Below are 14,451 nucleotides of genomic sequence, written 5' to 3'. Positions count from 1 at the left end.
GCGGAAGGGTTGTTTTGGTGGCTGTAGGCTCCGCTGCGGTGGGGGGGGTTGTTTTAGGCAGGTGTTTGGGGCAGAGCGGCGTGAGGGGCCTTCGGCCTGTCACGCCGCTCGGCCCGAAACGTCGGCGCGATCCCGCGTTTGGGGCAGGTGAGTGGTGCCGGGCCTGGTGTGGGTCAAGTTGGTTTTTTTGGGGTGTGGGGGGCTAGTTGGGTCTCGCAGGCTGAGTGGATTGCCTGTTTGATCTGCTCTTCTGTGCGGCCCCAGCCTTGGTCCCACTCTTCGTCCAGCAGCCAGGTTTGGCCTAGCGGCATTCTGATGGCGTCTGCGGCGGTGCCGGAGCCGGCGATGATGTGGTGTACCTGAGCCAGTACTTCGCGTTCGGTGAGGTGGCCGCGGAGGAAGGCTCGGGCGACGAAGTCGAAGGCGAGCTTGGCGGCTGTGACCGGGCAGTCTGGGATCTGGGTGTGGCAGTCGGCTAGGGCGGACTGCTGCACGTCGTGGATTTCTCGCGGTTCTGTGCGGGAGAGGCCTGCCAGGTGGCGGAGGTGTTCGCCGTCGTTGCCGTCGGCCAGCCAGTGGGCTGCGAACAGGGGGAGGTCGTCGGTGGGGGAGAGGTCTAGGGCGATCCAGGCGGCGGCTACGGCGGGGGTGGGGATCTCGGCGGGCATGGAGCGAGGATGGCGGGACGAGGGGGTCGGGGGCGACTGAATTCGGGCCGGGGGCTGCCGCTGTGACCTGGTCGGGCGCGGTTGTGGACAATGGGGGTGTGAGCACCGATCCTTCGCCGTCCGAATCCGAGGTCGAGCCGTCTGCGGAACCGCCTGAGCAGGGGGCTGCCGGGGAAGGCGCGCCGCTGCCCAAGCGGCGGGTCTGGGTGGTGTTCGCGGTCGCGGCGCTGCTGTGGGCGATCGACCTGATCACGAAGAACCTCGTGGTCGCCAATCTCGAGGGCAAGGAGCCGAAGCCGATCCTCGGCGGGCTCATCTACCTGCAGGTCATCCGCAATCCGGGTGCCGCGTTCTCGATGGCGACCGGGATGACCTGGGTGCTCGCGCTGGTCGCGATCGGCGTCGTGATCGCGATCGTGTGGATCTCGCGCAGGCTGCGCTCGGTCGGCTGGGCGATCGGCCTCGGGCTCGTGCTCGCCGGCGCGCTCGGCAACCTGACCGACCGGTTCTTCCGCGAGCCAGGACCGCTGCGCGGGCACGTCGTGGACTTCATCTCCGCGTTCGCGCCCAACGGGCAGGGCTTCGCGATCTTCAACATCGCCGACTCCGCGATCTGCGTCGGCGGCGCGCTGATCGTCCTGCTGTCCCTGCTCGGCAAGGACTACGACGGCACCACCACCCGAGGCAAGAAGAAGGAAACCGCGTGAGCGCGCGCATGCTGCCCGTCCCCGACGGGCTCGACGGGATGCGCGTCGACGCCGGGCTGGCCAAGCTGCTCGGCCTCTCCCGCACCGCGGTCGCGGACCTCGCCGCGGCGGGCGACGTGCTCCTCGACGGCCGTCCGGCGGGCAAATCGGACCGGCTGTCGGCGGGCGGGCTGCTCGAGGTGACGCTGCCGGAACCGGAACGGCCGGCGGAAATCGTCGCGGAGCCGGTCGACGGCATGAAGATCCTGCACGATGACGACGACATCGTGGTGATTTCGAAACCGGTCGGCGTCGCCGTGCACCCCAGCCCCGGCTGGACCGGCCCGACGGTCGTCGGCGGACTCGCCGCGGCCGGGCTGCGCATCTCGACCTCCGGCGCGGCCGAGCGACAGGGCGTCGTGCACCGGCTCGACGCGGGCACCACCGGGGTGATGGTGGTGGCCAAGAGCGAGCACGCGTACACCGTGCTGAAGCGGGCGTTCAAGGAGCGGACCGTCGACAAGGGCTACCACGCCGTCGTACAGGGTCACCCCGACCCGACGCGCGGCACCATCGACGCTCCGATCGACCGCCATCCGCGGCACGACTACAAGTTCGCGGTCGTCGCGGGCGGGCGGCCGAGCGTCACGCACTACGAGGTGGTCGAGGCGTTCCGGGCGGCTTCGCTGGCGCACGTGAAGCTGGAAACCGGGCGCACCCACCAGATCCGCGTGCACTTCTCCGCGCTGCGCCACCCGTGCGCCGGGGACCTGACCTACGGGGCGGACCCGGTGCTGGCCCGCAAGCTCGGCCTGACCCGGCAGTGGCTGCACGCGCGGACGCTGGGTTTCGCGCATCCGGCCGATGGCCGCTGGGTCGAGTTCGAGGCGGAGTACCCGGACGATCTGGCCAGCGCGCTGGAGATCCTGCGGGACGGGAACTAGTCGACGGCCCAGGTCAAGGTGCGCTCGTCCGGCTCGGGACGCGGGCTCCAGCGCACCGCGACCACCCGGGTCGCGGTCGGGAGAACGTAGACGGTGTGCCCGCCGAGCGTCTCGCCCGGCTGCACGCCGATCTTGTGCGGCGGCCGGGACGTCAGCGAAACCGGGGCTTTCGCGACGGTCTCGCCGCTGTCGGTGACCAGTTCGAGATAGTTGTCCGGCAGCGAGGCGAACGGAATCGGCCCGCGATTGGTGATCTCGGTGTGCACGACGACCGAGCGCTCGCCGTCCTCGAGCCGGTAACCGGCCGCGCCGAAGAGGAAGTCGGCGGGATCCTGGACTTCCAGCAGCTGCACGGAAAGCTGTTCCCCTTCGAGCCCGTGGGACTGCATCGTCTCGCCGATCCGCCCCTGTTTCGCCGGCGCGGCGGCGGGCTTCGGGTCGTCGCCGCGGGCCCAGGAAGCGGTCTGCGGGACGCCCCACGTGCTGACGGCCGGGTCCGGAGCCGGGTACGGCCCGGACTGTCCATTGTAGACGTTCGCGGGGGGCTGGGGCGGCATTCCGGTCTGCGCGGGGGAGTACGCGCCGGACATCCCGTTCGGCCCGGGGGGATACGCGCCGGACGTCCCCGCCGGTCCCGGGGCGTACGCGCCGGGCATTCCGTATGCGGCGGGGGCTCCGGGCCCTGGCCCGTTTGCGGGGATCCCGGTTTGCCCCGGCGGGTACGCACCGGAGACGGCGGGGCCGTGCTGCCCTGGCCCGGCCGCGGGGATTCCGGTTTGCCCCGGCGGGTACGCGCCGGAAGTCCCGGGGCCGGGCACTCCGTGCTGTCCCGGCGGATGCGGGCCGGAATGCCCCGGCATCCCGGCTGATTCGGGGCCGGGCATCCCGGACTGCCCGGGCGGGTGCGGACCGGACGCGCCGGGAGAGCCGCCCGGCATCCCGGGAGGCGGCGCCCCGGCCATCCCGCCCGAAGCCGGAATCCCGGACGACGCCGGGCCATTCGGCATCGGCGCCCCGGACGGCATCGAACCTGGCGCCGAGGCCGGTCCGGACGGCATCGAGCCTGGCATCCGGGAAGCCTGCGGCATCGGCGAGCCCGCGGCGGGGAACGGCACCGACCCGGGCGCGCCCGGATATCCCGGGGCCTGCGGGCGCTGCCACGACGGCTGTGCTCCCGAAATCGCCGCACGAAGACCGTTGGGGTCGCTTTCGACCCCGACCAGCAGCGGCAACCCGCTGCCCGACAGCGCGACCAGCCGGTACGCGACCTCCCGCGGATCCATCCCGACCTTCGCCGCCAGCTCGTGCACAGCCCCCTTGCCCAGCTCGGCGAGCGCGGCGAGCAGGCGGATGTCGGCGGGATCGGTCACGGCCACTCCGGCAACGCTACCGCCTCGCCCGCCGGACCCGGCCGTGCCGCTCCGTCCGGCGTGCCCCGCGCCACCGCGAGGGCTGCGGACTGCGGTTGGTCGGGCTTGTGACGGGCCCGGCCGTGTCGCTGCGCCTGGCGTGCCCGGTGGCCATCGCGAGGTCGGCGGACTGCGGGATGGTCGGGCTGTGACCGGCCTGGCCGTGTCGCCGCGCTTGGCGTGCCCGGCGCCATCGCGCGGGCGGCGGACCGCGGGATTGTCGGGTGGTGGCGGAGCTGGTCGTGCCACCGCGTCTGGCACCGCTGTGACGGGCGGCGAACCGCGGGCCGTCACTGACCTGGCCGTGCCACCGCGTCTGGCACCGCCGCGACGGGCCCCGAACCGCAGGATGGCCGCGCTGTCTCCCCGGAACCAGCCGAGAGCGAACCAGCCCCACGGCCCCGAACCAAGCCCCAGGTTCCACCGCCCGGAACGCCCCTGCCCCCGGAAGAAGGCCGCCGACCCAGCACACGGGCGTCCGCGCCCCCGTCTCGATTAGGGTCGGAATCGCACCTTCTCCGCCTACCCTGGGGGTCCACGCCGATGTCCGTCGTTTCCGATCTCGCCGACGAGCTCGTCGAGGCGTCGTTCGACCACGAACCGCTCGACGCCGCCATTCTCGGCATCCGGCCGGACGCGCCGGGGCTCGGCGATCCGTCGGCCGCGGCGGAGGCGGCGTTCCGCGCGAAGATCGCCGGCATCCGGGAGCGCGCCGAGGCGATCGACCCGGCCGGGCTCGACGACGCCGATCGCGTCACTCGCGACGTCCTGCTCAGCTCCGTCGACGGAAACCTCGACCGGATGGACAGCCGCGTCGTCGACTTCACCGTCACCGACCTTTTCGTCGGCCCCGCGTCCGGGCTTCTGTCCGCGCTGCCGATGGTCACGGTCACCGCGGAAACCGCCGAGGCGCATCTCGGGAGGCTTGCCGAGATCCCCGAGTACCTCCGCGCCGTCGCGCAACGGCACCGCGACGGGATCGCCGCTGGTCTGCTGCCGATCGAACGCCTGGTCAAGGCCGCGATCGCGCACCTCGACCGCTACCTGGCCGAGCCCGAGAACGACCCGCTGCTGCGCCAGCCCGCCCCGGACGACGACTTCGCCGCCCGCCGCCGCCAAATACTCGAAGACGTCGCCCGCCCCGGCTTCCGCGAGTACCGCGACTTCCTCGAGGCCGAAGTCCTCCCGCACGGCCGCCCGGACGACAAGGGCGGCGTCTCCTGGCTCCCCGGCGGCGACGAGATCTACGCCCGCCTCGCCCGCGCCCACACCACCAGCAACCGCACCCCGCAGGAGCTGCACGACACCGGCCTCGCGGTGATCGCCGGCCAGGTCGAGCAGTACCAGGCCCTCGGCGAGCGCGTGTTCGGCACCCGTGAGCTGCCGGAGATCTTCGAGCGGCTCCGCACCGACCCGAAGCTCCGCTGGACGAGCGCCGAGGACCTCCTCGACACCGCCCGCACGGCGATTTCCCGCGCCGCGGCCGAGGCGCCGAACTGGTTCGGCCGCATCCCGCAGCACCCGTGGACCGTCGAGGCGGTGCCGGAGGATTCCGCGCCCGGCGCGCCCCCGGCGTACTACATGCCGCCCGCCGCCGACGGGTCCCGGCCGGGCGTCTACTTCGCCAACACCCACCAGGCCGCCGAGCGGTTCCGGCACACCGCCGAGGTCATCGCGTTCCACGAGGCGATCCCGGGCCACCACTTCCAGCTCAGCACCGCCCTCGGCCTCACCGACCTGCCGCTGCTGCGCCGCATCGGCAACTTCACCGCGTACGCCGAGGGCTGGGGCCTCTACACCGAGCGCCTCGCCGACGAGATGGGCCTGTACTCCGACGACGTGTCGCTGCTCGGCATGCTGACGATGGAGTCGATGCGGGCCGGACGGCTGGTCGTCGACACCGGCCTGCACGCGCTGGGCTGGAGCCGCCAGCAGGCGGTCGACTACCTGCTCGAGCACACGCCGATGGCGCAGGTCGAGATCGAATCGGAGGTCGACCGGTACCTCGGCTACCCGGGCCAGGCGCTCGCGTACATGGTGGGGCGGCTGGAAATCGAGCGGCTGCGCGAGCAGGCCGAACAGCGGCTCGGCAGCCGCTTCGACATCAAGGCGTTCCACGACACGATCCTCTCCGGCGGCTCCCTGCCGCTGTCGGTGCTGGACGCCGTGGTCACCGAGTGGGTGGCCGGGCACGGCGACACCGTCCTCGGCTTGGCCGACGAACTGGTCGAGCTGAGCTTCGAGGCGGAGCCTCTGGAGCGGACCGTCCTCGGCCTCCCCGGCGACCACACCAAGCTCGCCGACCCGAGTCTCGCCGCGGCCGAGCGCCACCGGGCCGCGTACGCCGCGATCGCCGAGCGCGCCGAGGCGATCGACCCGTCCGGGCTGACCGCGTCCGAGGCCATCACCCGCGAGGTGGTGCGCACGCACGCCCGCGGCGCGATCGACACGATCGACTCGCGGCTGTCCGGGTTCGCGGTGAGCGACGGGTTCAGCTCGCCCGCACTGAACCTCATGACCATGCTCCCCGCGCTGACCCCGGATGCCGCGGACAAGGCAGGCGATTACCTCACGCGGCTCGCGGCGATCGGCGGCTACCTCGACGCGCTGATCGGGGCCCAGCGGACGACCGTCGCGGACGGGTTCGCGCCGCCGGACTTCCTGGTGCGCACCGGGATCGAGTACGTCGAGCGGTACCTCGCGAACGAGGAGGGCGACCCGTTCCGCGTGACGCCGGCCGTCGAGGTCGAGGGCTTCGCGGCGGAGTGCGACCGGCTGCTCGCCGACGTCGTGCGCCCCGCGTACCGGCGCTACCGCGACTTCCTCGCCGAGGAGGTGCTGCCGGTTTCGAAGACGGACAGCCAGCCGGGCATCAGCCATCTGCCGGGCGGGCTGGAGAAGTACCAGGGCCTGATCCGCGCGCACACCACCACCGACCGCACCGCGCAGGAACTGCACGACACCGGCCTTCGCATGGGCGAAAAACTGGCCGAGGAGTACCGCGAACTGGGCACCCGCGTGTTCGGCACCGGAGAGCTGGCGGAGATCTTCGACCGCCTCCGCAACGACCCGGAGCTGCGCTGGCGCGACGGCGACGAGCTGCTGGAAGGTGCGCGAGCAGCCATCGTCCGGGCGGAAGCCGTTGCCCCGCAATGGTTCTCCCGGGTGCCGGACGCGAAGTGCGAGGTCGAGCCAGTCCCGGAGGCGGACGCGGCGAGCGGCACCATCGCCTACTACCTGCAGGCCGCGTTCGACGGTTCCCGCCCCGGCACGTACTACGCGAACACCTACGAGGCGAATTCGCGGCCGCGCTTCACCAGCGAGGGCATCGCGTTCCACGAAGCCGTTCCGGGACACCACTTCCAGCTCACCTTCGCGCAGGAACTCACCGATCTGCCGCTGCTGCGCCAGATCGCGCCGTTCAACGCCTACATCGAGGGCTGGGGCCTCTACGCGGAGCGCCTCGCCGACGAGATGGGCCTGTACTCCGACGACATCGCCCGCTTCGGCATGCTCGCCCAGGACTCCATGCGGGCCGGACGGCTCGTGGTCGACACCGGACTGCACGCGCTGGGCTGGAGCCGCCAGCAGGCGGTCGACTACCTGGTGGAGCACACACCGATGGCGACGATGGAGATCGAGGCCGAGATCGACCGGTACGTCGCGAACCCGGGCCAGGCGCTGAGCTACATGGTGGGGAGGCTGGAAATCCAGCGCGTCCGCGCCGAAGCCGAGCGGGCGCTCGGCGACCGGTTCGACATCCGCGCTTTCCACGATGTCATCCTGGGCAACGGAATTCTCCCGCTGTCCGCATTGGACACCGTGGTCGGCGCGTGGATCGAGGAGGCTTCTGCGTGACCTGGCTGGACCTTCCTCCGGACACCCTCTTCGGCCTCGGCAACCTGCCCTACGGCGTTTTCTCGCACGGCGAGCGGACCCGCCGGGCCGGCGTCGCGGTCGGAGACCAGGTGCTCGACCTGAGCGCGGCGGCCGAGGAGGAGTCCTTCGGCCGCCTGCTCGGCGCGGGAGCGCTGAACCCGTTGCTCGCCGCCGGCCCGGACGTCTGGGCCGACGTGCGGGCGCGGGTCCGCGAATGGCTCACCGAACCGCGCCACGCCGACCGGATCCGGCCGCATCTGGTGCCCCGCAACGAAATCACGAGCCATCTGCCGGTGGAGGTCGCGGACTACGTCGACTTCTATTCCAGCGAGCAGCACGCCCTCAACGCCAGCCGGATCTTCAGCGGCGGCGACGATCTGGTGCCGCCCAACTGGAAACACCTGCCGATCGGCTACCACGGCCGCGCGGGCACGGTCGTCGCGTCCGGCACGCCGGTGATCCGCCCGGCGGGGCAACGGAAACCGCGCAAGGCGACCGAACCGTCGTTCGGGAGGTCCACCCTGCTCGATTTCGAAGCCGAGGTCGGCTTCGTCGTCGGCGTCCCGTCCGAACTCGGCGCTCCGGTGCCGATCGACGAGTTCCCTCGCCACGTGTTCGGCGTCTGCCTGGTCAACGACTGGTCGGCGCGCGACCTGCAGGGCTGGGAAATGCAGCCGCTCGGGCCGTTCCTCGGCAAATCGTTCGCCACGTCGCTGTCTCCGTGGCTGGTCCCGCTCGCCGCGCTCGAGCACGCCCGGGTCCCGCAGCCCGCGCAGGACCCCGAGCCGTTCGAATACCTGCGCGCGGCCGAGTCGTGGAGCCTGGACCTGGCGCTGGAAATCCGGATCAACGGCCATCTCGTGTCCAGCCCGCCGTTCGCCACGCAGTACTGGACGGCCGCGCAGCAACTCGCGCACCTCACGGTGAACGGCGCGAGCCTGCGCACCGGCGACCTGTACGCGTCCGGCACGGTCACCGGCCCGGCGAAGGACCAGCGCGGCTCGCTGCTGGAGCTGAGCTGGGGAGGTCGCGAACCGATCGCGCTCGGGGACAGCGGCGGGACACGCGCGTTCCTGGAGGACGGCGACGAGGTCGTCATCAGCGCCTCCGCCCCAGGTCCAGGCGGTGCCCGGATCGGGTTCGGCGACGTGCGCGGGACGGTGGCGCCCGCTGTGGTGTGACCCACGCCGTAGCGTCGTCACCCGAGCGGCCGCATAATGAGCAAACGCTTAGTCACAGTCGACCGGCAGGGGAATGAGGGATCGATGAGGATCGGCACCGGCGTCAGCTACTCGGGCGGGTTCGCCGAAAGCGTCGCGGACATCGTGGAGCTGGAACGGGTCGGGCTCGACATCGTGTTCGTCCCCGAGGCCTACAGCTTCGACGCGGTGAGCCAGCTCGGCTACCTCGCCGCGAAGACCGAGCGCGTCGGCCTGATGTCGGGGATTTTCCAGATCTACACCCGCACCCCGAGCCTCACCGCGATGACCGCGGCCGGGCTGGACTTCGTGTCCGACGGCCGGTTCACCCTCGGCCTCGGCGCGTCCGGACCGCAGGTCATCGAGGGTTTCCACGGCGTGAAGTACGACGCGCCGATCGGCCGCACCCGCGAGATCATCGAGATCTGCCGCCAGGTGTGGAAGCGCGAGCGCGTCGTGCACGACGGCAAGCACTACACGATCCCGCTGCCCGCCGACCAGGGCACCGGCCTCGGCAAGCCGCTGAAGCTGATCAACCACCCGGTGCGCGAGCGGATCCCGGTCGTGCTCGCCGCGCTCGGGCCGAAGAACGTCGCGCTCGCCGCCGAGGTCGCCGAGGGCTGGCAGCCGATCTTCTTCCACCCGGAGAAGGCCGCCGACGTCTGGGGCGCCTCGCTGGCCGAGGGCAAGGCCAAGCGCGACCCGGAGCTGGGCGAACTCGACGTGTTCGCCGCGCCGCCGCTGGCCATCGGCGACGACGTCGAGGGCCTGCTCGACTGGGTGCGCCCGGTGTTCGCGCTGTACATCGGCGGGATGGGCGCGCGCGGCAAGAACTTCTACAACACGCTGGCCTGCAACTACGGCTACGAGGCCGAGGCCAAGAAGATCCAGGACCTCTACCTCGACGGCAAGAAGGAAGAAGCCGCCGCGGCGGTCCCGACGGAACTGCTGCGCGCCACGTCGCTGGTCGGTCCGGCGGGCTACGTGAAGGAGCGGCTGGCGGCGTTCAAGGAGGCCGGCGCGACGACGCTGGCGGTCAACCCGCTGCAGCCCGGGCGCGAGGCGCGAGTGGCCGCCGTCGCCAAACTGAAGGAGCTGCTCGGCTAGGTCCGCTATGATGCGGACTACTGAGAGTGTGAAAAAACCGCACTTCAGGTCGATGCCGCCGTCGAAATGCCGTCAACTCCCCGCGCGGGACGCGAAGTCGGGAGTAAGAACGGGTTCAACGGGGAATCCGGGCGGGGCGAAAGCGAGGTAGGCCGGGCTGTGCGCAGAATCGAAGGATCCGCTGCTGCGGTGCTGGACGTCGGATCGTTCAGTGCCCGGCTTGTCGTGCTCGAACCCGGCGGATCCCCGATCGACCCGGCCCTGACGCATCAAACCCGGCTGCGGCTCGACCGCGAACTCGACGGCGACGGACGGCTCAGCACATGCGGCATCGCGGCCATCGCCAAGGCCGTTTCCAGCGGCATGGAATTCGCCCGCGAGCACGGTGTCGAGGACGTTTTTCCGCTGGCCACGTCGTCAATTCGGGACGCGGTCAACTCCCGTGAAGCGGTCCGTGAAGTCGCTCGCGAAACCGGCGTCGAACTGCGGTTCCTCTCCGGCCGCCGGGAGGCGGAGCTGACTTACGTCGGCGCGCGCCGCTGGTACGGCGCGTCCGGCGGCCCGCTGCTGGCGCTCGACATCGGCGGCGGCACCGTGGAACTGTCCGCCGGAGCTGGTGAACAGGCCACTTTCGCGCGTTCGCTGCCTCTGGGCGCCCGCTCGGTCACGCGCGACTGGCTGCCCGCCGAACCGCCGGTGCGCAGCAAGCACGTGGCTGCGCTGCGTGACCACGTGCTGGAGGAAGTCGCCGCCGCCTTGGGCGACGTGAAGGACGAACTCGCCGAACACCGGGTCGTCGGCTGCTCCAAAGTGCTGCGGCAGCTGGCCCGGCTGGCGGGGGATCGGCCGGGCAAGGCGCGCGAACTGCACCTGGACGACGTGCGCGCGTGGATCCCGCGATTGTCGGCGATGCCGTTCGCTCGGCGGGCGCAGTTGCCGGGGATTTCGCGGCAGCGGGCCCAGCAGGCGCTCGGCGGCGCGGTGGTCGCGGAAGCGCTGCTGACGGTCGCGGGCGGGAAGCTGTCGATCTGCCCGTGGTCGACGCGAGACGGGCTGCTGCTGACACTGTTGGATCAGCTCACGGACGCGACTGGTAAGCAGCGGTCGCGTCCGGCCGCGTGAACTCCCTGGTGCGAGGGCGATAAACCGGGTATCCCGGAACCATGACCCCGCGCAGCGAATTCCTTCCCCGTGACCGGTCCGAGGACGACGACGAGGAATCGCCGTTCCCCGCGCGCCGGAAGAAGACCGAGCTGCCGGACTCGGACGAGCTGCCCGGCGAGGTGGCCACCGCGCCGGGGCCGGATCTGAGCCCGTCTCGGACCGACGACGTGCCGCGGGTGCCGGGCACGGGCGAAACGCCGTCGTGAGCGGCGATGCCGGTTCTAACCGGCATCGCCGCTCACGAGTCAGCTCCGGTCGAACTGCCGCACGCTCGACGCGTCCCGTCGAGCGGGAGCGCGCCCGATCGGCTGGACCGGCGCGGGGCCCGGGTCCAGCTTCGGGATCGGCAGCTCCACTGGCTCTTCGGTCACGGTGAACCGCTCGCCGTGGTGGATCAGGTCCAGCGGCGGCCCGTTGAGCACCCGGTAGGTCGCGGCGCCGTGCCGGATCGACACCTGGAACCGAGTTTCGCGGAAGGCGAGGCGGAAGGTGAGGCCGTCGAGTTCGTCCGGCAGCCGCGGCGCGAACGACAGCTGGCCGCCGTAGTCGCGCAGGCCGCCGAACCCGGCTACCGCGGCTTGCCAGGCGCCGGCCAGCGACGCCATGTGCAAGCCGTTGCGGACGTTGTTGTGCACGTCGTGCAGGTCGGTCAGCGCGGCTTCGGCGAGGTAGTCGTACGCCAGCTGAAGGTGTCCGACCTCCGCCGCGATCACGGCCTGCGTGCCCGCGGACAGTGAAGAGTCACGGACCGTCCGTGCTTCGTAATAGGCGAAGTCGCGGGCTTTTTCCTCCGGGCTGAAGGAATCGCCGCAGAGGTGCAGCGCGAGCACGAGGTCGGCCTGTTTGACGACCTGCTTGCGGTACAGGTCGAAGTACGGGTAGTTCAGCAGCAGCGGGTAGAAGTCGTCGTCGGTGGCGGCGAAATCCCACTCGTCGTGCTCCAGGAATCCTTCCGACTGCGGGTGCACGCCGAGTTCCTGGTCATACGGCAGCGCCATCGCTTCCGCCGCGGCGCGCCAGGAATCGATCTCGACACTGTCCACTTCGAACTGTTCGGCGACGTCCGGATGCCGCCGGCACACCTCCGCCGCGGCGAGCAGGTTCTTGCGCGCCATCAGGTTCGTGTAGACGTTGTTGTCCGCCACCGCGGAGTACTCGTCGGGCCCGGTGACGCCGTCGATGCGGAAGTGTCCGTGGTGGTCGTAATGCCCGAGAGACGCCCACAGCCGCGCCGTTTCCAGCAGCAGTTCCGCGCCGCAGGTGCGCTCGAAATGCTCGTCCTGGGTGGCGTTCACGTACCGCACGACGGCGTCGGCGATGTCCGCGCTCACGTGGAACGCCGCCGTGCCGGCCGGCCAGTACGCGGAGCATTCGGCGCCGTTGATGGACCGCCACGGGAAAGCCGCGCCGCGCAAGCCGAGCTGCGTCGCGCGTTCTTTCGCTTTGTCTATTGTGGAGTGTCGCCAGCCGAGGGCGTCGCGGGCGGCGTCCGGCATCGTGTACGTCAGCACCGGCAGCACGAACGTCTCGCTGTCCCAGAACGCGTGCCCGTCATACCCCGGCCCGGTGAGGCCTTTCCCGGCGATAGCACGGGTTTCGCCGCGGGCACCGGCCTGCAGGAGGTGGAAGAGCGCGAACCGGACGGCTTGCTGGAGTTCCGGGTCGCCGTCGATTTCGATGTCCGACGTGGCCCAGAAATCGTCGAGGAACTGGCGTTGTTCGGCGGCCAGTCCCTTCCACCCGGTCTGCCGGGCTCCCGCGAGCGCGGCTTCGACCTGGGCGCGCAGGGCCGGGGCGGATCGTTGCGCGGACCAGCCGTAGGCGAGGAATTTGGTGACCCGCAGCCGTCCGCCCTTGGGCACGTCGACCGCGGCGGTGAGCCGGGCCAGGTCCTCCTCGGCGTGGATGCGGGTGCGCAGGCCGTCGTCGACCTCGATTTTGTGGTCCATCGCGGCGGCGACCCGCAGCCCGGACATCCGGGTCTGGTGCACCAGCACCGCCTGGTAACCCGCGGCGTGGCTGAACTCGCCGACCAGCGGCGCGTCGAGCGCGGCGGCGACACGCGGGTCGCGCGTGTCGGACTCGACCGGTTCGTTGGCCAGCAGGTCGGATTGCACGACGAGCTGCAGGTCCTCATCGAGCGGTTCGACCTCGTAGCGGATCGCGGCGACCGCGCGCTGAGTGAAGGAAACCAGCCGTTCGGTGGTCACCCGCACGCGCCTGCCGGTGGGGGAAGACCACTCGGTGACCCGGCGCAGCGTGCCGCGGCGGAAGTCGAGCACGCGGTCGTGCGCGGTCGCGATGCCGTAGCGCATGTCCAGCGGCTCGTCCTCGACCAGCAGCCGGATGATCTTGCCGTCCGTCACGTTGACGACGGTCTGGCCTTCCTCCGGGTAGCCGTAACCGCCCTCGGCGTAAGGGAGTTCGTGCTGCTCGTAGAAACCGTTGAGGTACGTGCCGGGCAGCCCGCGCGGCTCGCCTTCCTCGAGGGTGCCGCGCAGTCCGATGTGTCCGTTCGACACCGCGAAGGCGGATTCGGTGCGCTGCAACGCATCCACGTCGAGACCGCGCCAGCGCAGCTCCCACGGGGAGCATTCGTAACCGGATTCCGTCACTTGTCCTCCAGCAGGTCGGCGAGGTCGTCCACCACGACGTCGGCGCCGTGCGCGCGCAGGGCGTCCGCCTGGTTCTCGCGGTTCACGCCCACGACGTAACCGAAGCCGCCGGCTTTGCCGGCTTGGACGCCGGATTGTGCGTCCTCGAACACTGCCGCCTGCTTCGGGTCCACGCCGAGTTCCTTGGCCCCGGCGAGGAACGAATCGGGTGCCGGCTTGCCTTTCAGGTGGTCGCGGCGGATGACCAGGCCGTCGACGCGCGCTTCCACGAAGTGGGACAGGTCTGCCGCGTCGAGGACCTTGGCGCCGTTCGCGGAGGAGGTCACTACGGCGATCCTGAGTCCGGCTTTTTTGGCGGCTTCCAGGTAGCGCACGGAGCCCGGGTAGGGGTTTACGCCGCGTTCGTCGATGATTTTCAGGACGAGTTCGTTTTTGCGGTTGCCGATGCCGTTCACGGTGGGCGCGTCTACGGGGTCGTCGGGGGTGCCGTCGGGGAGGTTGATTCCGCGTGAGCGGAGGAATTCCCGGACGCCGTCGGCCCTCGGGCGGCCGTCTACGTAGGTGGCGTAGTCGGCGTCGGTGAATTCTTGGAAGTCGGCGGCGTCGCGGGTGCGGAGGTATTCGTCGAACGTCCGTTTCCACGCCTCGCGGTGGAGCACGGCCGTCCCGGTCAGTACGCCGTCCAGGTCGAAGAGGCAGGCGGTGATGGTGTCGGGCAGTCCGATCATGCCTGCAAGGTACCTGGCGTGGGGTGGGTGGGCTCGTCGCCTGGCGGCGACG

General features: G+C 70.9%; 11 protein-coding genes. 7 read left to right on the top strand and 4 right to left on the bottom strand.

All coding sequences use genetic code 11. From position 1 onward, the window contains the following. Positions 1–173: 173 nt before the first annotated feature. A complete protein-coding gene (locus ACZ7OI_RS18895) occupies positions 174–668 on the bottom strand; it encodes a hypothetical protein (protein WP_470265491.1) in 495 nt (164 codons plus the stop codon). Positions 669–766: 98 nt separating this feature from the next. On the opposite strand from ACZ7OI_RS18895, the gene lspA reads away from it, so the two are divergent. Continuing rightward, entirely contained in the window at positions 767–1,375 is a 609-nt protein-coding gene (gene lspA / locus ACZ7OI_RS18890; RefSeq protein WP_470265490.1) for a signal peptidase II, read from the top strand. Beyond that, positions 1,372–2,298, top strand: coding sequence for an RluA family pseudouridine synthase (locus ACZ7OI_RS18885; RefSeq protein WP_470265489.1), 927 nt, complete (start codon positions 1,372–1,374; stop codon positions 2,296–2,298). Before lspA ends, ACZ7OI_RS18885 begins: the two co-directional genes overlap by 4 nt. Here ACZ7OI_RS18885 and ACZ7OI_RS18880 read toward each other — a convergent pair. Next, the gene (locus ACZ7OI_RS18880; protein WP_470265488.1) at positions 2,295–3,674 is read right to left on the bottom strand and encodes an AsnC family protein; all 1,380 of its coding nucleotides are present in this window, start codon (positions 3,672–3,674) and stop codon (positions 2,295–2,297) included. The genes ACZ7OI_RS18885 and ACZ7OI_RS18880 overlap by 4 nt on opposite strands. A 576-nt stretch (positions 3,675–4,250) precedes the next feature. Between ACZ7OI_RS18880 and ACZ7OI_RS18875 the strand changes: the two genes are divergently transcribed. The 5 genes from ACZ7OI_RS18875 (at position 4,251) to ACZ7OI_RS18855 (ending at position 11,262) form a co-directional block, all read left to right on the top strand. Further along, the gene (locus tag ACZ7OI_RS18875) at positions 4,251–7,565 is read left to right on the top strand and encodes a DUF885 domain-containing protein (protein ID WP_470265487.1); all 3,315 of its coding nucleotides are present in this window, start codon (positions 4,251–4,253) and stop codon (positions 7,563–7,565) included. Further along, positions 7,562–8,767: a fumarylacetoacetase gene (gene fahA / locus ACZ7OI_RS18870; protein WP_470265486.1), complete on the top strand. Its 1,206-nt coding sequence runs from the start codon at positions 7,562–7,564 to the stop codon at positions 8,765–8,767. The genes ACZ7OI_RS18875 and fahA overlap by 4 nt, the downstream gene beginning before the upstream one ends. 84 nt (positions 8,768–8,851) lie before the next feature. Next, positions 8,852–9,892 carry an LLM class F420-dependent oxidoreductase gene (locus ACZ7OI_RS18865; RefSeq protein ID WP_344284942.1) on the top strand — a complete coding sequence of 347 codons (1,041 nt, stop codon included), beginning with the start codon at positions 8,852–8,854 and terminating at the stop codon, positions 9,890–9,892. A 159-nt stretch (positions 9,893–10,051) separates the two neighbouring features. Next, positions 10,052–11,014, top strand: coding sequence for a Ppx/GppA phosphatase family protein (locus ACZ7OI_RS18860; RefSeq protein WP_470265485.1), 963 nt, complete (start codon positions 10,052–10,054; stop codon positions 11,012–11,014). Positions 11,015–11,055: 41 nt separating this feature from the next. Then, positions 11,056–11,262, top strand: a complete 207-nt coding sequence (locus ACZ7OI_RS18855) for a hypothetical protein (RefSeq protein ID WP_470265484.1) — start codon at positions 11,056–11,058, stop codon at positions 11,260–11,262. A gap of 39 nt (positions 11,263–11,301) precedes the next feature. Here the strand turns inward: ACZ7OI_RS18855 and ACZ7OI_RS18850 are convergent, their stop codons facing one another. Next, positions 11,302–13,671 carry a glycoside hydrolase family 65 protein gene (locus tag ACZ7OI_RS18850; RefSeq protein ID WP_470265483.1) on the bottom strand — a complete coding sequence of 790 codons (2,370 nt, stop codon included), beginning with the start codon at positions 13,669–13,671 and terminating at the stop codon, positions 11,302–11,304. Continuing rightward, positions 13,668–14,399, bottom strand: coding sequence for an HAD family hydrolase (locus ACZ7OI_RS18845; RefSeq protein WP_470265482.1), 732 nt, complete (start codon positions 14,397–14,399; stop codon positions 13,668–13,670). The genes ACZ7OI_RS18850 and ACZ7OI_RS18845 overlap by 4 nt, the downstream gene beginning before the upstream one ends. Positions 14,400–14,451 lie beyond the last annotated feature (52 nt).

This window comes from Amycolatopsis sp. NPDC114503 (assembly GCF_055633655.1).
The sequence above is the reverse complement of the archived record's forward strand: the minus strand, read 5'-3'. Positions and strand labels throughout refer to the sequence as shown.